Annotated in this window: 21 protein-coding genes and 1 tRNA gene; 8 read left to right on the top strand and 14 right to left on the bottom strand. The window is 54.6% G+C overall.

What is annotated here, in order from left to right:
* Positions 1-199 precede the first annotated feature (199 nt).
* On the top strand, positions 200-1,126 hold the full coding sequence (locus ACZ5FP_RS09220) for a tyrosine-type recombinase/integrase (RefSeq protein ID WP_464659698.1): 927 nt from the start codon (positions 200-202) through the stop codon (positions 1,124-1,126).
* Positions 1,127-1,221: 95 nt separating this feature from the next.
* On the opposite strand, the gene ACZ5FP_RS09215 is transcribed toward ACZ5FP_RS09220, so the two are convergent.
* Positions 1,222-1,890 (bottom strand): hypothetical protein, encoded by a 669-nt coding sequence (locus ACZ5FP_RS09215; RefSeq protein ID WP_346306530.1) that lies wholly within the window; start codon positions 1,888-1,890, stop codon positions 1,222-1,224.
* Positions 1,891-2,694: 804 nt separating this feature from the next.
* Here ACZ5FP_RS09215 and ACZ5FP_RS09210 point away from each other — a divergent pair.
* A complete protein-coding gene (locus ACZ5FP_RS09210) occupies positions 2,695-3,366 on the top strand; it encodes a class I SAM-dependent methyltransferase (protein ID WP_464659696.1) in 672 nt (223 codons plus the stop codon).
* Positions 3,367-3,447: 81 nt separating this feature from the next.
* Complete coding sequence (locus ACZ5FP_RS09205) at positions 3,448-3,717, top strand: hypothetical protein (RefSeq protein WP_464659694.1); 270 nt, start codon at positions 3,448-3,450, stop codon at positions 3,715-3,717.
* A 205-nt stretch (positions 3,718-3,922) separates the two neighbouring features.
* Here ACZ5FP_RS09205 and ACZ5FP_RS09200 read toward each other — a convergent pair whose 3' ends face one another.
* Positions 3,923-4,252 carry a hypothetical protein gene (locus ACZ5FP_RS09200; RefSeq protein WP_464659692.1) on the bottom strand — a complete coding sequence of 110 codons (330 nt, stop codon included), beginning with the start codon at positions 4,250-4,252 and terminating at the stop codon, positions 3,923-3,925.
* Positions 4,253-4,610: 358 nt separating this feature from the next.
* Between ACZ5FP_RS09200 and ACZ5FP_RS09195 the strand changes: the two genes are divergently transcribed.
* Positions 4,611-4,702, top strand: a tRNA-Ser gene (locus ACZ5FP_RS09195).
* Between the two features lie 586 nt (positions 4,703-5,288).
* Here ACZ5FP_RS09195 and ACZ5FP_RS09190 read toward each other — a convergent pair.
* The 10 genes from ACZ5FP_RS09190 to ACZ5FP_RS09145 all read right to left on the bottom strand — a co-directional run bounded on the left by ACZ5FP_RS09190 (position 5,289) and on the right by ACZ5FP_RS09145 (position 16,238).
* Positions 5,289-9,146: a glycoside hydrolase family protein gene (locus ACZ5FP_RS09190; RefSeq protein ID WP_464659690.1), complete on the bottom strand. Its 3,858-nt coding sequence runs from the start codon at positions 9,144-9,146 to the stop codon at positions 5,289-5,291.
* Entirely contained in the window at positions 9,143-9,412 is a 270-nt protein-coding gene (locus tag ACZ5FP_RS09185; RefSeq protein WP_464659688.1) for a hypothetical protein, read from the bottom strand. The genes ACZ5FP_RS09190 and ACZ5FP_RS09185 overlap by 4 nt, the downstream gene beginning before the upstream one ends.
* Positions 9,413-9,437: 25 nt before the next feature.
* Positions 9,438-9,683 carry a hypothetical protein gene (locus tag ACZ5FP_RS09180; protein WP_464659686.1) on the bottom strand — a complete coding sequence of 82 codons (246 nt, stop codon included), beginning with the start codon at positions 9,681-9,683 and terminating at the stop codon, positions 9,438-9,440.
* Positions 9,680-9,997 carry a hypothetical protein gene (locus ACZ5FP_RS09175; protein ID WP_464659685.1) on the bottom strand — a complete coding sequence of 106 codons (318 nt, stop codon included), beginning with the start codon at positions 9,995-9,997 and terminating at the stop codon, positions 9,680-9,682. Before ACZ5FP_RS09175 ends, ACZ5FP_RS09180 begins: the two co-directional genes overlap by 4 nt.
* A 99-nt stretch (positions 9,998-10,096) precedes the next feature.
* Positions 10,097-10,615 carry a hypothetical protein gene (locus tag ACZ5FP_RS09170; protein WP_464659683.1) on the bottom strand — a complete coding sequence of 173 codons (519 nt, stop codon included), beginning with the start codon at positions 10,613-10,615 and terminating at the stop codon, positions 10,097-10,099.
* Between the two features lie 9 nt (positions 10,616-10,624).
* A complete protein-coding gene (locus ACZ5FP_RS09165; protein ID WP_464659682.1) occupies positions 10,625-11,317 on the bottom strand; it encodes a hypothetical protein in 693 nt (230 codons plus the stop codon).
* A gap of 664 nt (positions 11,318-11,981) precedes the next feature.
* Positions 11,982-12,188, bottom strand: coding sequence for a hypothetical protein (locus ACZ5FP_RS09160; RefSeq protein WP_464659680.1), 207 nt, complete (start codon positions 12,186-12,188; stop codon positions 11,982-11,984).
* A 538-nt stretch (positions 12,189-12,726) separates the two neighbouring features.
* Positions 12,727-13,719: a hypothetical protein gene (locus ACZ5FP_RS09155; protein ID WP_464659679.1), complete on the bottom strand. Its 993-nt coding sequence runs from the start codon at positions 13,717-13,719 to the stop codon at positions 12,727-12,729.
* Between the two features lie 634 nt (positions 13,720-14,353).
* The gene (locus ACZ5FP_RS09150) at positions 14,354-15,010 is read right to left on the bottom strand and encodes a recombinase family protein (protein WP_464663121.1); all 657 of its coding nucleotides are present in this window, start codon (positions 15,008-15,010) and stop codon (positions 14,354-14,356) included.
* Positions 15,011-15,686: 676 nt separating this feature from the next.
* Positions 15,687-16,238: a hypothetical protein gene (locus ACZ5FP_RS09145; RefSeq protein ID WP_464663120.1), complete on the bottom strand. Its 552-nt coding sequence runs from the start codon at positions 16,236-16,238 to the stop codon at positions 15,687-15,689.
* A 711-nt stretch (positions 16,239-16,949) separates the two neighbouring features.
* On the opposite strand from ACZ5FP_RS09145, the gene ACZ5FP_RS09140 reads away from it, so the two are divergent.
* A complete protein-coding gene (locus tag ACZ5FP_RS09140) occupies positions 16,950-17,567 on the top strand; it encodes a hypothetical protein (RefSeq protein WP_464663119.1) in 618 nt (205 codons plus the stop codon).
* Between the two features lie 640 nt (positions 17,568-18,207).
* Here the strand turns inward: ACZ5FP_RS09140 and ACZ5FP_RS09135 are convergent.
* Positions 18,208-19,521, bottom strand: coding sequence for a DUF6538 domain-containing protein (locus ACZ5FP_RS09135; protein WP_464663118.1), 1,314 nt, complete (start codon positions 19,519-19,521; stop codon positions 18,208-18,210).
* A gap of 295 nt (positions 19,522-19,816) precedes the next feature.
* Here ACZ5FP_RS09135 and ACZ5FP_RS09130 point away from each other — a divergent pair, with 295 nt between their 5' ends.
* A complete protein-coding gene (locus ACZ5FP_RS09130; protein WP_464663117.1) occupies positions 19,817-20,563 on the top strand; it encodes a hypothetical protein in 747 nt (248 codons plus the stop codon).
* A complete protein-coding gene (locus ACZ5FP_RS09125; protein WP_464663116.1) occupies positions 20,560-21,081 on the top strand; it encodes a PIN domain-containing protein in 522 nt (173 codons plus the stop codon). The genes ACZ5FP_RS09130 and ACZ5FP_RS09125 overlap by 4 nt, the downstream gene beginning before the upstream one ends.
* Before the next feature lie 118 nt (positions 21,082-21,199).
* Here the strand turns inward: ACZ5FP_RS09125 and ACZ5FP_RS09120 are convergent, their stop codons facing one another.
* On the bottom strand, positions 21,200-21,595 hold the full coding sequence (locus ACZ5FP_RS09120) for an ester cyclase (protein ID WP_464663115.1): 396 nt from the start codon (positions 21,593-21,595) through the stop codon (positions 21,200-21,202).
* Positions 21,596-21,681: 86 nt separating this feature from the next.
* Between ACZ5FP_RS09120 and ACZ5FP_RS09115 the strand changes: the two genes are divergently transcribed.
* Positions 21,682-22,125, top strand: coding sequence for a MarR family winged helix-turn-helix transcriptional regulator (locus ACZ5FP_RS09115; protein ID WP_464663114.1), 444 nt, complete (start codon positions 21,682-21,684; stop codon positions 22,123-22,125).
* Positions 22,126-22,143: the final 18 nt, after the last annotated feature.

The following is a 22,143-nucleotide window of genomic DNA, read 5'->3' as shown; positions in this document are numbered from 1 at the left end:
CGCGGACCGAGGAGATCTGGAAATGTCGAGGCAATATCGCTGGGAACGGACTGTTGAGGATGCTGTGCAAGGCTTCCTCGAACGGGATGGTATTATCCTAAAGTGCTATTCCCCACCCGATTGTGCTTTTCAGAAAGACGATTACAACTCGTTGCATATTTCACTTATGCATATTTTTCTGATTTAGAGCGTGATCCCTATGACAATTTCATCGATGGGTGCCAAACAGGCAGACACGGACTTCCCGGTTCGGTTTCAGTACAACGTCACCTACGCAGCGGCGGACCGTACCGGCAATCGCGTGGTCAGGGATCATTCTCTGGATGAGCTGACGGCGCGCTATATCGGGATTCTCTGGGACGACGGTTCGCACAAGGGCAATGTCAAATCCTTCCTGGGCGAGACCGGTGAGATTCTGGCCGGCAACCGGTTCAGTGTCTTCACCCAGGACATGCTCGATTCGGTGATCGGCACGCTCCGCGAGCGCGGCAACAGCAATGCAACCATCAACCGCAAAATGGCTGCTTTGAGCAAATTGCTTCGGAAAGCTTACAAGATGGGCGATATTTACAGCCTGCCCGAGTTTCGGCGGCAAAAGGAAAGACAGGGCCGGATTCGCTTTCTCGAACTGGAGGAAGAGGCCCGCCTGTTCTCGGCCATTCGCGCCAAATGCGAAGACAGCTATCGTTTGAGCATCTTTCTCGTCGACACGGGGTGCCGGCTCGGCGAGGCAATCGGGTTGAACTGGAACGATCTGCAGGGAAACCGCTCGACCTTCTGGCTGACAAAATCCGGGCGCAGCCGGACGGTGCCTTTGACCCGGCGCGCCCATGACGTCACCCAGATTCCACGTGGGCGCTTGAAGGGTCCGTTTGCCATGCACGATCAGCCGCGCTTCCGTGCCATCTGGAATGAAGCCAAGGCCGAGGTCGGATTGGGGACGGACGATCAGGTCGTGCCGCATATTTTGCGCCATACCTGTGCATCGCGGCTGGTGCGCGGCGGCATCGATATCAGGCGCGTGCAGATCTGGCTCGGGCACCAGACGTTGCAGATGACCATGCGGTACGCGCATCTGGCAACGCATGATCTCGATCCCTGCGTTGTCGTGCTGGAGCAGAATTGACGACCGGCGCGGAAAAGCCGGATATTCGCGGCGGTCCCATGCGGTCGGGAGCTGGAGTGGTCGCAGCCTGCACCGCGCCCGATCGGCAAACGGCCTCAGAAGCGATAACGGATACCGATCGTATTGGCGTTTGAACCTTCCCCCATATTGCCGAAGGTTTCGCCGGCACCGGAGCGGTGATGCAATTGCCACGTCACTTCAAGGTTGGGCGCCCCGCCCCAGCGAAATGAAAGTTCCGGCCCGAGAAAGCCAAGGAAGGAAGCATCGCCATTGTAGCGCAGTTCGCGTTCCTTCTCGATCTGGGTCTCGCCGGTCACCGCGCTGAAGCCAGCCGTGAATGCCGGGGAGATCACGACATTGCCGATAACGAGGCCCTGGTGGCGCAGCCGGACGCCGGTCCAGATCTCGCCCGATGTGTCGTCGTCCTCACCGAACCGCAACGCGACGCCGACAACGCCGCCAAGTTGAAATCCTGATCCGAGATTGTAGACATCGCGCCCATAGGTGACGCCGACCAGATAATTCTTGGTGTAGTCCACATTGAAGAGATGGATGGCGCTGCCCGCGGTATCGCGTGCAAATGGTCCGCCCAGCAGCGTGACATCATTGCGCGTCGGCGCTTCTCCGGGCTGCAGGAAAGGATCCGTGGTGGCAAAATATATGAAGGGATGGGCCTTGCTGGCGGCCATTGCCTGACCGGAAGAAAAACCGAGAACTGCCGCGCTGACCAGCGCTCCAACACCAACCGAACGCCAAGATTTCATCTCTGCCCTCATGGTTCCTGAATAAGACGAGTCTGGCGCACACGATACAAAAAACGCGGGAAGAAGAAACACAAAATTAAACATAGGCATTTTGTTCTTGAAAATGCGTGGGGCTTGAATGGTTTGGCAGTGTCTGCCGCCCCGGAAAAAGCCTGGACCCCGCGCATGGCGCCGGGTCCAGGCCTTTTTGACTCATCGCTGTGATTCCCTCAGTTTCGCTTCAGGTTGGGATAATCTCCCCCTCAGCTTCTGATGGTATCAAGCGCACGTTGTCACCTTCGGGCAACGTGAGGCTCGGCAATTCATCCCCCGATGATCCCCCCCTGCCGGGCCTCATTTCCGGCTTTGCAACAGCGTCGGTCAAGTATACCCAACCTCGACATGTTCAAAATCACCGTGAATCAGCGCATATATTACGTCTCTCAAAAAAAATCACAAGACAAGAGGGCAAAACAAGATACAGGCAAGAATTGCGTTCCTGTGTCAGTAAAACTGCCAAGAAAAAAATATTCCACACGTCCGATAATACATGGGTTGTGCTGCGCCGCACTGTACCCCTCAGGCATCGGAACGACGCGCAGGCACTGACGCAGCCAGTGGCGGGCCGTCAACGGACAAAGCGGTTTCCGCCGGCGCATCGGCAGAGCGACGGTGCCGGCCCGCCGGCAGTATGGCTCCAGGTCTTGATTTCGCCATATCACGTAACATATAAAGTGTCATGAAATCTGCAAACCGGTTGTCGGGCACAGTCCCCGCCCGGCGGATGTTCAAACCGATGCCATACCCGCTGGAGGCGCAAGCGCGATGACCCCATTTTCCGATCCGCAGGCCGTGGCGCGCTATGCCGACGGACCGACCCGTTTCGTGCCCGGCTTTGATGCCATGCAGCGCATGACCACGCTTCTGCTGGCCGAACGTGCCCCTGACGATGCCCGGGTGCTGGTTCTTGGCGCTGGTGGCGGGCTGGAATTGAAGATGTTCGCGCAGGCCCATCCGGGCTGGATCTTCGACGGCATCGATCCGTCCGCCGAGATGCTCCATCTGGCCGAACGGACGCTGGGGCCACTGGCCGCGCGGGCGCGGCTGCAGCAGGGCTATATCGGCGATGCGCCTGACGGCCCCTACGATGCGGCGACGTGCCTGCTGACCCAGCATTTCATGGATATGGATGAGCGGCGGCGTACGGCGGCCGAAGTCAGGCGCCGCCTCAAGCCCGGCGCGCCTTTCGTCACCGCCCATCTCAGCATCCCGCAAGGCGACGGCGCGCGTGCAACCTGGCTATCGCGCTACGCCGCGTTTGCGGTCGCGGCCGGGCTTGATCCTGAAAAGGCTGCGAACATGCAGCGGGCTGTCGACACGAAAACCCACATTCTTGCGCCCGAGCAGGACGAAGCGATCCTGATCGAGGCGGGTTTTACGCGCGTCGAGCTGTTTTATGCAGCTTTCAGCTTTCGGGGCTGGGTCGCCCATGCCTGATGCCCGATCCGTATCGCGCATGGCGCGCCAGTCCCGGATCGGCTAGGCTGCACCGGGATGCGGGAGAACAAAGGGCGAGGGATGAAGTACCTGACTATTGCTGCTTGCATCGCGCTTGTCGCGGGCGGTGCCTTTTATGCGGCGACGTACAACGCCGCACACAGGGAGCAGAAAGAACAAACGCAGCCAATGCGGGATGCCGAGAACGCATTTTATGACGCCGCCGGAGCAAAAGAGGGAGAAACCGAGAAGGTTCGCACCGTCTGCGAGAATTTTGCACGTGACCCGGCAATGAACGCCGAGCCGGTGAAAAGCTTTCTCAGCAAGTGCCGGCAGTTTGGTTTTCTGTAAAAACCTCCCAGCCCCTCTTGTTGCCCCCCGCTTCGGCGAAAGCTCGCCGCGTGTCTTCCAAGGTCCCATCCGCATGGAAGAAATGCTTTTGAGGATGAGAAAAACTTTGACGGCTCCCCGGACCCAGAACATAAATGGACGACGGTTAAATTCTCAATGAAGATCAACAGGAACTGGAAACGCTATATTGAGAATTCTACTATTCCTAGCTCTTCTGTTGCTGGCCGGTTGTGATGATCGCCCTGCCGGGTGGTCTGCCATTGTTTACCCGGATCGAACCGACCGAACAAAATTTGTCGTAACGCCGCATTTCACGTCTGTGTCGTACTGCCTGGATTCTGCGAAAGAGAAGATGAACGAAATCCAGGTCAATGGCCGCGGCGATTATCAGTGCGGCTATAATTGCGAGGAATACGGAGATCCTCATAGGAAGAATATCTGCGAGAAATACAGCAAGTAGATCGCGGTCCTGTCTGGTTACGAGACCGCTGAGCCGCATTCGATGGCCGATCTTGCCAGCATCAGTGATCGACATCCGCGTCTCATGTTTGGGTATGCCGCAGGCATTCGATTGCGAAGCCGCTTAACAAAGCCATCAAGGATTCGGGCTGCCAAAACTGACCAGCCACGCATTTGGGCGGCTCCAACAGCCGGAGGCTGCTGATCGATACCCATGTCCACGGCGATGCCCACCGGGAGGTGGTAAACCGGGTGTTTTCCGGCAAAACCCGCAAGAACAAACGGTGATTTGCTTGTGCCAATTTTGTGCCGTTTGTGTCTCACCGTTACCGCTTGGTTCCGTTTTCCACGGCTCGGAACTGCAAAATAGAAAAATCAGAAAACTTACACAAAGGCCTTGCCAACAAAGGGTTTCCTCTTTAGTCAGCGTCCTTGGAGAGGTGGCCGAGTGGTCGAAGGCGCTCCCCTGCTAAGGGAGTAGGCCCGTTAAACGGTCTCGAGGGTTCGAATCCCTTCCTCTCCGCCATTCTTCAAATCACCTCAATGACAATGCTATTTTCATCAATTATTTCAAATAGATAATGTCATTATATGGATCGGCTGCTTTAGTCATTTGTGCCAATGATTTGTGCCAATTTTGCATCCCTATGCCAATTGGTCGCACTCAAGCCTGCCCCCGAGAAGTCTCTAAAAGTCGCAAAGGTCCGCCCGAAAGCCGACACTCTCAGATAGAGGCTGTCACGGTTGATCTCGATCTCAAAGCGGCGCGTGTTAATAAGCATTTCGTGGTTTCTTTCTCTCGTTAATGCACCCATCTGCGAGTGCTGCTGAGATGTAGTCTGATCCGCATTCAGCCGTCAATGGCAATTTATTATTATATTTCAAATAGTTATGTGCGCTTGTGCAACGATTGCAGATGTGGATTGATTGGAAAGAAGCATCGGAGATCGAAACAAGGAAGCCACGCTACGACCGCAGCCCTTTCTGTTAAGAATGAAATCATTCCGATATTCCCAACGAATCAATCGCGGATACCTGCAAAGCCGAATCGAGCACCTAGGGAACCGAAGCTGACCTAAGCCAACCTCGGTTCCACTTACGTTGCCTATGGATTAGTGACGGCCACGATTGTGTGGCAATTCACCCACGCCTGAGATCAACGCATTGTTGAACTCTACGAACGGCATGGCTTGAGCAAATGGCAGGATGCGGAGCATGGCCCTTTCCTCTTCCTGAGACATCCCGTCCTTCGCGGCATTCACGCCACCCTTGATAGCCTTGAAGCTGTCCGTGACTACGCTGACCGAAGGGATACCAAAGAGGGCTGAGGATGCCTGCCCGGAAGAGCGACTGTTAGAGAAGACTGGATCATAGAGGCCTGTATCGGAGAAAGTGTCCGTCAGGGTAGGAATGATCGACGACCACCCCGCCCCCGCGAACGAAGCGGCTGCGATGTTGTCCATCGTTAGCTTGCCGCTCTTGCCGTACAGGAACTCCTGTCTGTCTCTGGCATTCATTCCCACTGCTTGTAGCTGCGACCGGAGGCTGTAGTTAAGTCCGGCAATTGCTGCGGTGGTAGCGACCCCGATAGCAGCCTCAGAGTCCCGCATGTGGAGGGTCTTTAGTGTCTGCTTGACGTAGGCTGCGGCCATGAACGTGCGGAACTGCATGATCATCTTGCCGGTCTCGGTACTCATCCAAGGCATGAGGTTCCCGATATCGTTCTTCTGGATAGCCTGCCCCACCTTACGGGCTACAGCGAAACGAAAAGCTTCTGCCGCTTCCTTATCGACTGCTTTGGTTAGATCGAGACCAGCAACCTTAGCGCCTTTCATGTTGACGATAGTCCCCAGTCGAAGCTCGGCATACACACGGTTGGCCATCGGCAAATCGAGACCAAGGTCGGCCAATCGCTGGGGCGACATCTTCAATGTCTGTCCAAAGACGCCCTTACGACCTGCCGCAATGTTCGCGAAGTTCTGGATGATGGCCCTGTGTGCCCAACGCTGGCTGGTCTGATTTACGAAACTCAAGCCGCCAATGTCTGAGGTGAAGTTGTTAGCCCTCTCGAGGAGGTTGTCGGCCGTACCTCGCCAACCGGAACCAACCTTCTCCACAGAAGAGGCCAAGACGTCATCGAACTCCCTATCGGTAGGATTGTAACGGGTCAGCCGTTCCGCCCCGGTGCCGAAGGTGTGTTCGATGTCATCCGCAAAGCGTGAGGTGTGCGCCAGTTCGCCTGCATCATTGACGATCTTACTGAACCAAGACATCTGGGACATGGAAGCCTTCAGGCCTGTTGATGCCAGGACATTGCCCAACTCAGGAACACTGGAGAAGCCTGCTTGGTTCATGACGCGGCTGTAGTTGAACTTACGGAGTGCCCTAAACCAGAATGCCGCCTCGGGATTATCCACCTCGATCTTGTTTACCGAACGTCCCTTGATGCTGTCATAGGCGAACTGGAGGTTCTTAACGAGTGCCGTCGTCTCCTTCGGGTCAATCCTATCGTCAGCCGCCTTCTTCCATGTGGCCTTGAGGAACTTGTCCCAATCACCGTCTGAGGTGATCCCATCCACTGCAGTAATGCCTTGGCTATCGACAAGCCGGATACGTGCAAGAGCGATGTTCCCAGCCGAACGGCGGGAGTACCGAGTGATGAGGCCGGTCGCATCGGTGTTGATGAGGTCACGGATTGAGAGGCCGCGTTCGTCAACGATGCCGTTTAGGTCCTTAGGGTTGTAATTGAGCTTGTAGTTCTCATCCATCAGGGTTCGGTGACGCTGGTGAGTGTCCCTACCCGCATCACTTTTCGGCTTGCTCTTGCGGAAGTTCTCGGCAATGGCCTCGGCTTCGTTGTCTAGTAGACCACCATGAGACTTAAGCAGGGCAATCATCTCGTCGATATTGTCCCCCGACAGTGCCCGAAGAGCGTCATCGGTGATCCCTTGTGAGCGGGTGGTCAGCGCATTGGTGAAGCCCTTGGCTGTCTTCCTCAAGACATCCTCCGGTACGCTTGGATTGGCAGAACGCATAGCTCCGAAGAACAGGTTCTCAAGTGTCCCTGCTTCCATCTTCTCGTGAACCTGCCGAACGGAACTCATTTCGAACTGGCGGGGTGCATAGTGCTTGTTCTCTGGGATGTTCTCATGGCCGAAGACTGCTCGGCCTGTCTTGCCTTCTCGCGCCCATGGGTTCTTCAAGAGACTGTTCTGCTCGGCATAGATGGCTGCGTACTTGTCGCCCACGACTTGGACGGGCTTGCTGTAACGGCTTGCCCTGTCGGTCCCGGTATCGCGCATGTAGGCATCAATCTGAGCATTGAACTTGCGTTCGGCTGCACCCTTGAAGCGACGGTCTGTTACGTCTGTAGCGGTCTCCTTGAAGTGCTCTGCAAGCTGTGCCTTGTACGTCCGGTGGGCTGCAACATTGAACTCATTGAAAAGGTTCTCGGCCTCTTCGGATGCTGCACGGCCATTGACCGCTGCGAGTGGCTTTGATTTGACCACTGTGCCGTTGACCAGCTTTCCGGCTGAGTTCTCGACTTTGCCGACACCTTCCTGCACCAGCGCTGCACCCATGCCCTTGCCCAGTGGGTTCGTTGACCTGTTGAAGGTCGCTGCAAGGTCAAACCGCACACCCTTCAAAGCTGCGTCGGGCGTATCGGAGAGCTTGAAGTTGGCCAGAGCGTGGTCTGGGTTGAGCCTCGGTTCTGCGATGTTCACCTGAGCAGCGCCAACTGAGCTACCATGAGGTACGTAAGGAACGCCCTCATGTTTGGCTAGCGTCCTATGTGCCGCCTCTTGCAACTGACTACCTTCCGTCGCCGTCACCGTACGGGAAGAGAGTTTGCCTACGAGGCCACCAACACCGAAGCCCATGGCCGTGCCAAGCAAGACATCGGCCTTCGTGGTGTTCGGGTTGAAGTTGTAGCTAACTGCCCCCTGCACGAGGCCAGCCGTACCGCCAATCAATGCACTGCCGAGGGCTTTCCCCGTACGGAGGCCATACTTGCCTAAGACTAGCTGTGGTGCCAACGCGCCCACCGCGAGGTCCGTGGCCCGTGCAACTGGGTCAAGGATGACATTCAGAATAGCCAGAGCATCACCCGTAAGACCGGTCTTGCTGAGCCGCTCTAGGCGGTCGCGGTCTTCCTTGGCATTCTCGATTTGCTTGAAGTACCCGGCCTTTGAAGTCGATCCGCCTATAAAGCCTGCATAACGTTCTGGGTCTAGCCCAGACATCTGAAGGTCTGATAGGAGCTTCTCCTCATTCGGCTTCTGCCAATTCGGATCGGCCTTATAGACGTCGAAGTCGAACAGGAAGTCCGATGCTGCCTTGTAGACGTAAGCGGTGTCGGTGTGCTGGTTGAAGCTATCTTTCTCGATATCCCACAAAGATTGATCGTTACCCCTGCGGTGATCGTAAGCCGCCTGAGTTTCCCTAGGTGCACCAGAGACGGCTTCATTGGCCATAAAGGGAACTTCGGTTGCTGCGGTGTAGGCAACGCCCGGAGACACCGTGCCAGCCTGACCGCCACTGCGGATGATCTCGGCTTCCCTATTGCGTCGATTGAGGTTGACGCCCCCATTATCTGAGCCACGGGCAGCAACGGCGTCGGCGATAGCGTTGACGTCACCTGTCTGCACTGCGGCCACGACATCGCTTGTCAGAGAGCCGTAGTTGTACGCGGTGGATGTAAGAGCCGCTTGGGTTGCTGCCGGTAGAGCTTGCCACTTGTCGCGACCAACCTTGTCAGCGGCTGCTTCTGCGAAGATATTCGCGCGTCGGCCTAGGTCCCGGTCGCTGTCCTCGCGAGTGACGACGCTGTCTTTGGTGATCCGCTGGACCGTGCCGTCCGCGAGAGTTGTGGTGTCGGAACCGTAGCCGGCTCGAAAATGGTTTACGTCCCAGTAGGCTTTATTAGCATGGCCTTCAAAGCCTTTGATTAGCGATAATGCGTCGGTCATTGGTTGGGTGGTTCTTTCTGTTGATGAGTGCTGGTGGTGATCTTGAAGCGGTCGTTGAAGCCGCGCGTGATGAGGCCACGCACTACGCCTTCCCGGAGACGCCAGCGCGTTTGAGGAACGGTGAGCCGCATGACGGCTGCTAGATGTTCAATGGTCTTGTACTGGCCGGAGCGGAGGAGAAGGATTGCATCCTTGATCCCGTTCGCCGTGGTGCGTTCTCGTGAGACCCGCCACTGGTGAAGCCGCCTGTAAGCGCGGTCGTTCATGCTGGATCAGTGCTCGCCTTGGTCATTACCACTCGGTCTGGGCTGCTTCCCAAGCTTCCCAATACTCATACTCCTCGGATGCCTGTTCCGCTGTCTTGGCGATGGCTGCTGCCCAAGCTGCAAGCTCGGCTGGGACCTCTTCAGGGTAATCACTAGGGTCACTGGAGTTCATCAAGATGGGGTCAAGGGCGAACTCAAGGTAGGCTGCCGCATTGTCCAAGACAGTCCGTTTGACCTTGACTGCCTGTAGGCTGATGACATTGCCGTTCATGCCGGGAGGGCCTTAGCCTGAGTGTCTGCTTCAGCACGGGCAACTGCCATCGGGTGCGGGACATACCGCTGCCAGATGATGCCCTTGTCATTTTCGGTGACCGAGATGGCACCCCAGTCGCCTAGGGTCCTGTTACGTTTCCAGATGGGTTTCCCCGAGCGGAGTACGGTGGCGATGGTGTCGGCTGGTGCCCCGCGTTTGATAAGTTGCCTTGCGAGAACTGGCACGGGGTCTTTTCCCTTGGTCGTGATTTCGAAGCTTGCGCCTCTGTATGTCGTGCGAGCCATGTAGCTGCCGACTAGTTCGATCTGCATAGGTATTTCCTGCTCCTTCCAATTGAGCGTGGAGCGGCTTCAAACGAAAAGAGGACCCGAAGGTCCCCTCTGTTCAAACGTCGCTGTGTGAGAGTGCTATTAGCGCGGAGCTTTCCAGCCCTTGTTGCCCGCGTCTGACATTGCCTGTTCAAGACCGGCGGTGTGCTGCGCCTTGGTGATGAGACCCTGCTTCAGATAGTCCTTGGCCTGATCCGGAGACATCTCGATGCCGTGGACCCGGATGTTTACCGTCGATGGATCGGTGGCATGCATACCTAGAGCGGAACGGCCAACCTGCTTGTAGTCTGGCGTGAGATCAGTGAAGACGCCCTGACCGTTCACGATAGTCATCCGCTGGGAACGTCCCCGCATTGAACGAGCGGCGGCGGCATCGCCCGCGCGAACAGCTTCTTCGAGGAATGGCATCATCTTGATCTTGTCGGCAACGTCAGCCGCGTAATCCGCTGCCTTCTTATCCATGGAGGAAAGCAACTCGCGCCGCCCTGCGTCTCCCAGTCCTGCAAGTGCTTCTATAGTGCCCTCTGTTAGGGTTGGTTTCCGGTCTACGGTGGCCTTTGGTGCTTCTGATCCGGCCTGATAGCTCATAAATGACGACATGGTGTTTCCTTAGATTGTTGAGTTTGATTGGTTGATGGCTGTGGCCTGCCTTGCGGCATTGCCATTGAAGTAGTCGTAGAGGCTGCGCATGGAGAGTTGCCCGAAGCTATATTCACTCGACAGCAACTTGCAGAAATCCATAAGGTCTCCGAGATCACAGTCGAGTTTGACCGAGAGGTCATCCCAGCTTATTGCCTTGGATGCTTCTACGGCTTCAATTAGTTCCTTGGCTGCTGCATTCGGATGTCCCGGTGTTCGGTGATCAGATGGAAACCTGTACTTGGAGACCCCCGCCGTTGCCTGTGGAAGGGCAAAACCTTGATCATCCCGCCCCTCGGCATAGAGCTTCCTGACAGCCTCAAGACGCGCCTTTTGGTTGAAAGCGGCATTCTCATCTGCATAGCGGTCAAACTGTTCATGCAGGGCTGCTTCACCGCAATCCCAAATCCCATGGATAAGACCCATGCTGTTCGATGCGTGTCGGCACTGGTCTTCAGTAATCCCCAGATGACCTGCGAGGTCTGACCAGCTCTCAGGCCGATGTTTGATCAACACGTAGCGGATGCTGGTTGCGACCATGGACGGCTCAGGTATCTTCCCGCCAACTTCAGGGAACGCCTGAGCCATCTCAAATGCCACTGGGGTTGCCGCTGGTGCATATACGGTGGCCGGGGTAGATGCTGGTGCTGCCACTTCGCTCATGCTTGGCGAAGGCTCTCGGCCTGACTGGCCTGCAAATACACCGTGCCGCTAGGCATACGGCGAACCGTCCTATGAACCGCCTCGGTCACTGAGGAGCTGCGAGCTTCCACCTTCTCAGACGTAAGTGCCTCATCACGGACCCAGTGGTATCCGGGCTTTACCGTAGAGGAGACCCCAGACAGCCTATAGGCATCCGCGTCACCTACGCGCGTGTCAATATTCGTCCAGGGCGACCCCTGCTGTATTTCCGACACCACGCTGTGTTCCTCGGTGGCGATAAGTTGTCTTACGCTCTCACGGCCCCTACGCACCCCCTTTGACTTGCCGAGAACGGCGTCAATCACTTCCACGCCTGATGGGATGGCGATGTTTCTAGCCCTGCGCTTTAGGGTTTCCTTGTCATTGTAACCTGCGGGTGTCAGGCGTTCGATCTTCCGTCCAGTCTTCTTGGACCAGAGCTTCCGTAGCTTCCATGTGTACTTGGTCTTTTCGGCATGGGTGGCGTTGGCTGCTGGTGCTTCTGGCAAGCTGTAAAGGGGAATGCCTACCTTGACGCACTCTACCAACCAGTTTGGCTGGGTCCGTTTGATTGTTGCGTCGGTGCCTACTGTTCGGATGTCCGCTCGCTTGGAGTATTGGTTGTACGGGAGTTGTGCTTTTGCCATTAGAGGAGGCCTCGCTTGAAGTATGGGTTGAATGGGAATTGGCTGGCATAAGCCTTGCCGCTGGGGCCACGTAGCCAGATGCGATACACGTCCTCGGCTCGGGCGTAGGCCAGTTCTTTCGTTCGCTGTACGAACTCGGACTTGGTCATTGATTGGATGTTCTCGGGCGTCTTCAGGTGGAACTGTTTCATGAGTTGGTCGGTCATCGGTTGGTTAGTGCTCCGTTGGGTAGGATTTTGGGTGAACGCTGGCTGTCCTTGGCCAACCTCGTTACGAGGAGCTTCAAGGTGGATCAGCGCTGATGTCTGTGGGTTTTGGTGTGAAGGCCCCCGATGAGGGGACCCATCTTGAGCGTTGCTCTGGGTGTAACAAGAGTTGACCTTAGCTAACTCGACAGAGAGGGACTAATGCGGGTATCTCGTATCTGCGAGATGCATAATCTCTGAGACCCCGAACCCATCAGGGCGCAGCCCAATACAGGATAAACCGAGGAGTACTCCGCACATGGAGACCACGGCTTAAGGTGCTGGGAGGTAACCTCGGTGAATGTTAACGGAGGAGATTATGGGGCCGTTCCGGGCCGTTCAACTTCCCCGCACCATGGTCATCGTTACGATATTGTATCGGAGTTGTTCGAGGTATCTTGGATTTAGATGTCTCGGTTATGTCCGGTAATCCATCGTTATGGGGACTGTTCAGTTCATTGCTGGGAAGGTGTTTCACACACCTAAGTCCGCTTCAGTTCTATAATGCGCAAGGATGTAAATCCGTACTTCCCGAAACGAGTTTGCGGTAGTTGTCACTGACGGTCATCTTGGACAAGCCCGTTCGCTTCACGATATCAACCTGTCGTATGTCCGGCCCAATCGCCAGCAATGCCCTGATCTGGTCAATGGCCCTCACCTTGGCAACCACAGGTTCAGCGAACGCCTTCTCCAGTTGCACCATAGTCTCGATGTAGGCCATCCCTGTCGCAGTTATCCAGTCGAGGCCATACCCATTTCCGCTCTTTGTCTGTTTGGCGTATCCCATCTTAACAGCCCATTCAGATGCCCTTAACCGGTCACTGTACTTTGGCCGGAACTGGGTCGGGTCCGTGAGCATGGGAAGCATCTTTATTGCAACTTCAGTGTGAAGCATCCCTATTGACACAAGGAAGGCTCTGGACCGCCGAGTGCCGCTTCCGAGACCTTTGGCAACGTCGGATAACTTCCTGTCCCCAGCGGCGAACACGTCACGTTCAGGGACTACGGTGATCTCACCCGTTTCGGGATTAACTACCTCATTACCCGCCCGGACATGCCATAGGTGTTCCTGCGTTTTCTGCGATGCCGCATTATCCTTCAGGCACTTGAAGGCCGGGGTGTCCTGCGGTCCGACATAGTTCTCGCAACGCGCCCTGAGGTCCTCGAACGCCTGATGGAAGTCAAAGCCTTCAAGGTCCTGATCATCATAGGAAAGCGTGATGGGCGCATAGACTTCCTGCCCTTGCCGAGAAACCGCCACCCTCTGGTTAGCCATGTGGCATTCCAGCCGGACATTGTAAGCTGCGATGCTTGATAGACGCTCGACATGTTTCGGCAACTCAACACGGGTCTCGTCCCGCTTTCGTTCGCGTTCCATGATCTTAATGTCGGCAGCGCACACAGCCCATGGATTGACGATGTCGGGGTGTACTGCATGGCGTATCCGGCCCCGCGAAAGGGCGGCATAAGTTGGTACTGGTGTTATATTCATTGGCTTAAGTTCCTTTCGGTTGGGGCTGGGGTGGCTGGGGTAGGTCTATTTCTGCTCATGTTCCAAAGGCGCCGAGGACCACAAAGACACCGGCGAGGATTTGGCGGATGAATGGATGGATGTGAAGCGCTAGAGGGGGTGGTTAGGCCCCTGAGCGCTTCGTTGGTGCTAGGGGGTTGGGTAACGTCCCGGAACGCTGCAATAGTGCTAGATGTCACCAATAGGTCACGAGACACTTCGTTGGTGCTAGGGGTCACCACTAGCTGGTGTCGTGCTAGTGAGGGGGTTTAGGTCGGATGTACGGACGTGAAGTGCTAGTGGTGCATGTTAGCGTTCTGACCGCCCATTGCCGTTGTCGTGCTAGTGGGGCCCCATAGCTCCGAACTTGCCGGTGTGCAGATAGAGCGTAACCTAGGGGACAACCTAACCTCAAGAAATACCCGGGGGGTAGTGCTAGAGCGCAACCTTAGGTCCTAAGCCCACCGGAGTGGGCCAAGGTGGCCTAGGGTCCTAGAAGAACCGGGGAGCGGAGATACCTGCGAGCAACGGCATTCATATAGCTAGTGGGGCCCCTTAGGTCCTAGATGTGCATGTTAGGTGAGCATCCCATGCACCGGCTGGCCCCTTCCCCGTGCTAGGCCATTCGCTTGATCACCCGAGCCACCGTAGCGGCCTCCCATCGACCACCGTTAACCGTGGACACATTAAGCTCCTCTAATGCACCTGCGATGGCCCTGAGTGATTTACCAGCATCACGCATAGGCTTGATGACCTCCCATACAGTGGCTGCATGTTCATCAGCCTTAGCGCTCCATACAGCGTTCCGCTTCATGGTCTTGTCCCTGAGGCCACCCAGTTTGACCCCGCGTTCCTTGGCTGCACCTAAGGCGGCAATGGTCCGCTTTGAAATGAAGTCGCGTTCCTGCTCGGCAAGCGCTGCATAGATGTGGAGTTGGAAGTTATCAGCCTGAGGCATAGAGGCCACGCGAAGTTTGACGCGCTTGTCCTCCATGATCTGCGCAATGAAGGAGACCCGACGCGATAGGCGATCCAGCTTGGCCACCAGTAGCTCGGCCCCCGTGGACTTTACGAGGTCAATAGCTGCCTTAAGCTGTGGTCTGGATGCACTAGCTCCACTCTCTATGTCCGTGAAGGTGTCTAGGATTTCGTACGGTTGGTCGCTGTAGTTGGTGAGATACAGATCAATGTCGCGTAGCTGCGCTTCAAGACCGAGGCCGCTATCACCCTGCTTAGCTGTACTGACGCGGGTGTAAATGACGTACTGTTTCAATGGAGCACCCTCGGCTGTGTTGTGTCTGTTACAGCCGTATAGTCCATCGTGTACGTATCGTCAACGGTCGTTGTGATTGTTACAACCTCCCCCGACTAGTGCAATTTCAGCCTGAGCGATATTCCAAGACATCCCTATGGAACATCGTCACCCCACCGGGGGATTTCGCGCTCATTCATGTTCTGATTGAGGACTTCGGATTTATTACCCCAAAACAGGCCTGATTACCTGTTAGCGTCATAGACGAATAGCCGGATTGGCTTTCGCCTTCCCGCCAAATTCAAGCGAATATACAATCTCTGTTTGGGTCGAGAGACCGGGCTCCAAGCGAAATGGTCAAACTCACGAAACAGTAGTGGTATGTCTCCATGGGGTGGAATTGTCAGCCTACCGCCCATATCCTCGGGCTCGATCTCATCAACCACCCTCCGAAGAAAGCAAAGCCGACGCACGGTCCACTCAAGTGTCCAGTAGGAGACAAGGACGGGCTTAGCGGCGAGATTTGTAAGAATGACCTCATTTCCTATATTGGGGTCGCTGGTGAACTGGTAGGTAGCCACAACCCGAAAGCGCTGTTTCCACATCTCGACAAACTTGATGACTGCCAGACTGGTTGAAAGAACTGCGCCCCAAGCCGCTAGACCGTTGTTGGCCAACCAAAGCGAGACCGTAGACATTAACGGTCACCCCAAAGGCTCTTTAGTTTACCTATGCTGCTCTTGAGCCAATTGGGTGGCCCAAATAGATCAGCCTCGGTATGACTTATGGCCGAGGTGATAATACCTTGTTGGAATGTGTCTGATATCTCGGAGAACAGGTCCAAAGCTTCATCAAATTGTTTGAGCGTCCCCACTTTGCCGTCGGGTCCCTTTGCAGCGGCATGGACCGCCGATCTGCCGTTCACATACTCCTCCAGGTTGACCTTCAAATTAGGGAAATAGATGCGAGTTAACATCTGCAATCTTCCGAAAGAGCGCCCCATCTCAGGGTCCGCTTTCGCTGTCAATTCTTGAAGCTGGGTTTGGGTAATCTCGTGCTTTACATACGGATAATAGCAAACCAGTATGGATTTCAGTTGCCGGTCGTAGTGTTCGAAATTCAGATACAATTCTTCAGCCTTGTTCTGTCTCAGAAGATTTACATCGCGACGAGTAGCGAGCCAGAACGATACAATGGCAGCAACGGCACCGCTTGATAGAATTGTGATGATTGAACTCAAGCCACCCATGTATAGTCCCCAATTGATACACCAACACCCGATGTAACAGGATTTCCCTTAGGGACCCACGAAGAAAGTTCCGTTAGCGCACCAAAAATGCTTGCTAACTGAGAAATATCATGATTCCGGTTTTCGACTTATCAACACAGAATTGTGTGTCAACGTGGGATAAGTGTCTAGCCGCACTAGAAAAAAGTTGGGTTGAGTCGCAAGATCGTTTCATGTGGCGAATCACACAAGCATGCTGAGACCGGAGAGCGCTTCAACGCAAACCGGCCCCAGAACTGAAATGACCTGCAATTGCAACTTTGGCAGTCGTCAGCGGGTCACTCGGAAAGAAGGAAGCATTTATTCGTTTCCCCGTAACGCCGGCGACGGTAGCGCGTTCTTTCTTTTCGGGCAAGGCGGTCTGCCGCAAGTACAAGGAAAAGTGAGCGCATGAAGCCACTTCCTCCACAGCCTCGTCGTCATTCTCCCAAGATGACTGACAAACTTGCTGCGCGTATCAAAGCATTGTTGGCGCAGAACGTAATGCAACACGACATAGCGGCCCGACTCGAAATCAATCAGGGTCGAGTTAGTGAAGTGAAAACTGGCAAGAAGTTCCGGGATACACCACCAGAGCAACTTGATCTAGGTCTTTAAGAACTGCCTCCGGCTGTAATGGCCGGAGCTTCTTTTTGCAGAAACGGATCAGTCTGAGGTTATTAGGAGCCAAGCTTGGTTAAGCAGATCACACATTTCAATACGACGTACAAAATCGGCTCCATCTCCATCAACGTAGATGACCTTATCGATATTCTGGAAAGGCGGGGCTTTAAACGGGTAACCGCCAGAACCAACGATCATGAATTCGAAAGCTTGTCTGATATAAAGCAGCACAAATCATTGCTTGCCGGTTCCCCAGACTTGAATACTGACGGGATTAGCCTGAGTTTCAACCGATTTGGTTCGTATCTTAGAATCTATGGGGAGGACCCGGATCTAGTGGTGAAACTTCAGACCATGCTGAAGGACTTTCAAGCAAAAAGAACATTATTCGATGTTATACTTCAGAACTCTTATAAATTATTTGCAATATCATTAGTTATTTATTGGGCGATGCAAATATATCAATGGAAGTATCCGCAGAACATAACAGAATATTTTACAATAATATTCTATATCGTGAATGCCGCATTCATCTTATCACTTCCCATCTACATCTATAGCTCCATAAGACAGCCGGTGAGATTGAAGCCGAACGGCCCATTCGGGAAATACGCTGGTCAGATCATGATCGGTTTGATTGTGGCAATAGGCAGCGGGGTAATATTGAAGAAGTTCTTTGGAGTCTGAATGGGGGGAATTATGGATTGGTTGATGTGGGTTTGGAGTGATCCTCAGCTAAAAGCTGCATCTATATCGCTTGCAGTCACTATACTAATAGCCGTCGTCAAGATATTTCTTGCGGCGAGACCCAAAATTAGATGGGGTATCCAAAACAACAATCACCTGTTAGTGCCAGTAAGCAACGGCCCGACAATGAATGTCTTCATTAGAAGTTTTACAGTTTCCAACAGTGGGTCAAAAGTGGCCGACGATGTGGAGATTGTTCTGAATTACAAGCCGTACCATCTTGAGTACTACCCGCATTTACCGATCACTGAGACGCTCAATGTAGACGGGAGGTGCGTACAGACCATTAAGAGACTGAATCCTAAAGAGCATATTACATTTTCCATGCTCTCTACAAATGCCCAACTACCTGATATTACCTACGTTCGCTGCTATGGGCATAGGGCGAAACAAGTAAATATGGCTCCGATGCAGGTGTTCCCGGTTTGGTGGAACCTCTCGGTAATTGCTATCTTCTTCGTAGGATTGGTCAGCATTCTGTATTGCATTATCTATATGATAGTACGCTGAATGCGTCGCATCTTCTTGGGCATGTATGACATCTTTCCCTCAGATGCGAAGGCAGTCGATTACGGGTAACTTAAAGCTCCGAAATCTTAACCGCCTCAACGCAAGCCCTCTTTTGCTCAAGGCTTGCGCCCTGAGTATAGACACCGAAAGTAATCATCTCCTTCCTTCCGGTATCGTGACCCACAACATCGGCGATGGTAGTCTCAGGTATGTGAGCGTGTCTGGCCTTGGTGATGAATGTGCGCCTCAGACTGTGGAAATTTACCAAGCTACGTCGAACGCCTTCACGCTTCTCGTCAACTTCCAACTCAACACGTCGTCTTGTGAAAGCTTTACTGAGCGTGTCAGCGGCCTTTGGAAGTTTGGATAACTCTTCAAAGAGCAAGGCTTGGGCGGCTTTACCCTCGGTTCTCGTTGCGATCAATTTTGATAAAGCACTGTGAATGGGAATCGTCCGCACACCCGCCTGTGTCTTTGCCTTGTTTAAATCAAAGATGCCCCCTACGCAGGCTTCTACAGTAAGGCCAGTAATCTCGCTGATGCGCATACCAGACAGAGCGGATATAAGGGCGAGCTCTTGGAGTTGTTTTTCCCATCGACCGCCGCAAGAACCATACAGAACCTTGGTCAACTCATCATCCGTGAAGGGCCGCTCAGTCTCCACCTTTGCACCCTGCTTATTGCGTTCTTTGGCGATCTGATCATGCCAAGGGTTGCCGAACTTGGCCTTATCGACATGTCCACGGCGGGCGAGATATTCCCAGTACCCCACGATGGCACCAGTATGCTTCTTAGCCGTCTTGCGGTTAAGCTTGAGCAACTCCGCTGTTACATACTGACCGGCCACCTTACGGGTGACGTCAGACATCGTGTAGCCATTGGACTTACACCAGCCAGTGAGCCTATTCAGAATACCTTGGTAATCTGAGGTCGTCTTGGATGATAGTTTGGCCTCTGCCAGCCACAACTCAACGTATTTATCTACCTCCTCTTGTCCGGTCCAAACCTTGTCAAAGGCGGTCTGAAGGGAGGGCTTGAGGTCTTCAGAATATTCCTGCGCTATACCGACGATCAGGTTGCGCTGATCAACGTCCTGTTCGTTCAATAGTGCTTCACGGCTAATCAATGCAAAACGCTCCGCTTCGGCTTGTGCGTCAACGATCGAAAGGCCAGACCTTATTCTTCTGAACCTACCGTTCAATTCCTTCTCGATTACGTTCCGCCGCTCTTTGGCTTTGACGATATCGCCGGTTTCGGTGCTTTCGACGTAGTTCTGCTTTCCCCCGAAGTGGCTGCGACAATCGGCGGGGATGCCCATCTTGAATTGGAAGATGTTGCCCTTGAGCCTGATATGCCTGTTTGGTTTACCCCTGAAACCTGCCATTTGTGCCAATCCTTTGTGCCAATATCAGGCCGGATTATCTAGTAATATCAATGATGTCAATAACTTGAAGTTATTTGGCGGAGCTTCCCTTCCTCTCCGCCATTTTCCATTGATTTTGTTGAATCTTTTTGTATCATAACAACTGTACCCTAGCGATGAGCTTGGAGGATATTTAGAGCCGTTGAAGTGAGACGCCGGACTTTTGTCCTGATAAGTCCAATAAAAGATTGCCACCTACATCTTATTTAAACAGAATTTGTTTGTGCTATGTTCTGACCTTGGTGGGAATAAACACATGACGACGTACACGTTCCGCATAGCTGATTCTTTTAGACCGGATACCATCCCTATGGCCCGGCTGGCCGAGTATATGGCTGAATTAGCCAAACTTCTTGGCGAGGTCGAACATGTTCACTTTGATGAAGTTTATGCAGGCTCTGTCGCACTTAAAGCTGATATCGATGCGCCCGCTGTGCCGAAGGTGACGCAGCGAATTTTTGCCGTCCGCGATCATAACGGGCCAGAAGACGCCATGAAGGCATGGCGACGCCTGGACGACATGCTCGCCGCTGATAACGCCGTCGGTCAGTTACTGGATACAAATGGGGCTGAGATCATTCCCTTTCCCGGGAAAAGTCGCCCTACACCTGTAATCTTCGGTCCGTTCCGGGAAGAAGGCACTCTTGAGGGTGAGATCATCCGCATTGGTGGTAAAGACGAGACTATTCATGTGGCAATTCGGGATGGCGAAATGCTGTACAGCAAGTGTGTTGCTTCCCGTGAAGTCGCGCGGCGAATGGCTCCGTACATTCTTGGTCCGACGGTCCGCGTGCGGGGCACGGGGACGTGGGAGCGACTGAGCGATGGGATATGGGATCTGAAGTCTTTTCGGATCACTGATTTTGATGTGCTGGAGGATACCCCGCTTGTCGAAGCTATTGCTAAGCTGCGTGCGGTGCCCGGCAACCACTGGAACGACGATCCTTATCCCGTAGATACGATCTTGAGTGAGCGAGGCGATAGCCGGAGAAGTACCCATTGACCGTTGCCATTGATACCTCTGTTCTTCTGTACATCCTCAATGAATCGACCGCTGCTCCGATGGACCCTTCGACGGGAAAGCCGGTTACGCAATGCAAGGAGCGGGTAAACCATCTAATCGAAACGCTGGCTAAGGCAGGGACGACAATAATTGTGCCGACACCCGTACTGTCTGAAATGCTTGTTAGGGCCGAGACGGCAGGGCCAGCCTACCTACAGATAATTGACAAAATAAAGCCCATTCGGCTCGCGGACTTTAACAAACGGGCGTCCGTCGAAGCTGCCGCGATGACAGCGCAAATAATTAAGACTCAAGGCATGTCAGTTGGAGGCGATGCTCGCGCCAAGTTGAAGTTCGACATAATGATCGCTGCGGTCGCAAAAATTAACGGTGCCACAACAATCTACTCCGACGATGGCGGAGTTAAGAAGCTGGGCGAAAAATTTGGTTTCAGTGTCGTTGGAATGGTGGATCTTCCACTCCCCCCGGAAGACGCGCAGAGCCGCCTTGATATCTAAGAAGACGCCGGGCCCAAGCCTGGCAGCGCGTATCATGCCCCTCATTTTGACTGGGAAGAGACGCTCAGACACCGCCGGTTGCCGTGCATGTCCCGGTCTGTCCGGCACCCCCTTTCCGTCAGAGCGTTACCGCCCCGATCTGCTGCAGGACACCCAGGCGGTCGACCTGCAGCCATGCCCGCGTCAGCTTGCCATCCTGCGCCTGATAGATGGCGATTCCCTGCTGAACCGCTGTCTTGCCGGTGGGCGCGATACCCGACAGCGGTCCCAGATGCGCCGCCTCGAAGCGCCAGCGCACGCATACCCTGTCTTCCGCCGCAAACAGGTCTTCCAGCTCAAACCGCAGGCCGGGAAACGCCGTGATCATCCGTTCGACGGTCTGCCGGAAGCCTTGCGGCCCCTGCTCGCCGCCGGCGCCGACGAAACCCTCCGACAGATACTCTGGAAGCCGCTCGAGCAGGCGCGGATTGAGACAATCCTCATACAGGCCTTTGACAAGTTCAGACGGGGTCATGCTATACCTCAAATTGACAATGTGTTGTCAATTTTGCATTTTGACAACATGCTGTCAATATGTCGCTGGAAATTCGGGAGATCAGCATGCGCACCCCTCAGGGCGAAGAATTGAGCCGGCTCGTCTGGGACATCCTGCAAACCGCCGGCCGCCTGACCGAGGCCGGCAACCGGCTGAGCGCGCCGTTCGGATTGACCGCCGCACGCTGGCAGGTCATGGGCGCGATTGTTCAGGAGGCCGCAACCGTGGCGGATGTCGCCCGCCACCTTGCCCAGACGCGCCAGAGCGTGCAGCGCCTGGCCGATGAACTGGTGTATGACGGGCTTGCGGCCTACGGCCCGAACCCGCGGCACCGCCGCGCCAGCCTGCTCAGCCCGACGTCTCAGGGGACTGCGTCCTACGCGGCGCTGATGCGGCGGCAGGCCGAATGGGTGAATGCGCTGTCCGCCGGGATGCGGCTTGAGGATATCGCCGCGTCGAGGGATCTGCTGGCCACTCTCGGCGCGGCGCTGGAGAGCAGCCGGCCATAGAAAAAGGCGGCTCTCGCG

It is taken from the genome of Phyllobacterium sp. T2-21 (assembly GCF_055378485.1).
This window is presented reverse-complemented; position numbering and strand designations above follow the sequence as displayed.

Excerpts from the sequence above, each read along its gene's own strand:
- ACZ5FP_RS09120 (WP_464663115.1), bottom strand. The coding sequence starts at position 21,595 with ATGACCCCGTCTGAACTTGTCAAAGGCCTGTATGAGGATTGTCTCAAT.
- ACZ5FP_RS09135 (WP_464663118.1), bottom strand. The coding sequence starts at position 19,521 with ATGGCAGGTTTCAGGGGTAAACCAAACAGGCATATCAGGCTCAAGGGC.
- ACZ5FP_RS09175 (WP_464659685.1), bottom strand. The coding sequence starts at position 9,997 with ATGCAGATCGAACTAGTCGGCAGCTACATGGCTCGCACGACATACAGA.
- ACZ5FP_RS09210 (WP_464659696.1), top strand. The coding sequence starts at position 2,695 with ATGACCCCATTTTCCGATCCGCAGGCCGTGGCGCGCTATGCCGACGGA.
- ACZ5FP_RS09170 (WP_464659683.1), bottom strand. The coding sequence starts at position 10,615 with ATGTCGTCATTTATGAGCTATCAGGCCGGATCAGAAGCACCAAAGGCC.
- ACZ5FP_RS09215 (WP_346306530.1), bottom strand. The coding sequence starts at position 1,890 with ATGAAATCTTGGCGTTCGGTTGGTGTTGGAGCGCTGGTCAGCGCGGCA.
- ACZ5FP_RS09190 (WP_464659690.1), bottom strand. The coding sequence starts at position 9,146 with ATGACCGACGCATTATCGCTAATCAAAGGCTTTGAAGGCCATGCTAAT.
- ACZ5FP_RS09180 (WP_464659686.1), bottom strand. The coding sequence starts at position 9,683 with ATGAACGGCAATGTCATCAGCCTACAGGCAGTCAAGGTCAAACGGACT.
- ACZ5FP_RS09185 (WP_464659688.1), bottom strand. The coding sequence starts at position 9,412 with ATGAACGACCGCGCTTACAGGCGGCTTCACCAGTGGCGGGTCTCACGA.
- ACZ5FP_RS09205 (WP_464659694.1), top strand. The coding sequence starts at position 3,448 with ATGAAGTACCTGACTATTGCTGCTTGCATCGCGCTTGTCGCGGGCGGT.
- ACZ5FP_RS09155 (WP_464659679.1), bottom strand. The coding sequence starts at position 13,719 with ATGAATATAACACCAGTACCAACTTATGCCGCCCTTTCGCGGGGCCGG.
- ACZ5FP_RS09130 (WP_464663117.1), top strand. The coding sequence starts at position 19,817 with ATGACGACGTACACGTTCCGCATAGCTGATTCTTTTAGACCGGATACC.
- ACZ5FP_RS09220 (WP_464659698.1), top strand. The coding sequence starts at position 200 with ATGACAATTTCATCGATGGGTGCCAAACAGGCAGACACGGACTTCCCG.
- ACZ5FP_RS09200 (WP_464659692.1), bottom strand. The coding sequence starts at position 4,252 with ATGTCGATCACTGATGCTGGCAAGATCGGCCATCGAATGCGGCTCAGC.
- ACZ5FP_RS09160 (WP_464659680.1), bottom strand. The coding sequence starts at position 12,188 with ATGACCGACCAACTCATGAAACAGTTCCACCTGAAGACGCCCGAGAAC.
- ACZ5FP_RS09145 (WP_464663120.1), bottom strand. The coding sequence starts at position 16,238 with ATGGGTGGCTTGAGTTCAATCATCACAATTCTATCAAGCGGTGCCGTT.
- ACZ5FP_RS09165 (WP_464659682.1), bottom strand. The coding sequence starts at position 11,317 with ATGAGCGAAGTGGCAGCACCAGCATCTACCCCGGCCACCGTATATGCA.
- ACZ5FP_RS09115 (WP_464663114.1), top strand. The coding sequence starts at position 21,682 with ATGCGCACCCCTCAGGGCGAAGAATTGAGCCGGCTCGTCTGGGACATC.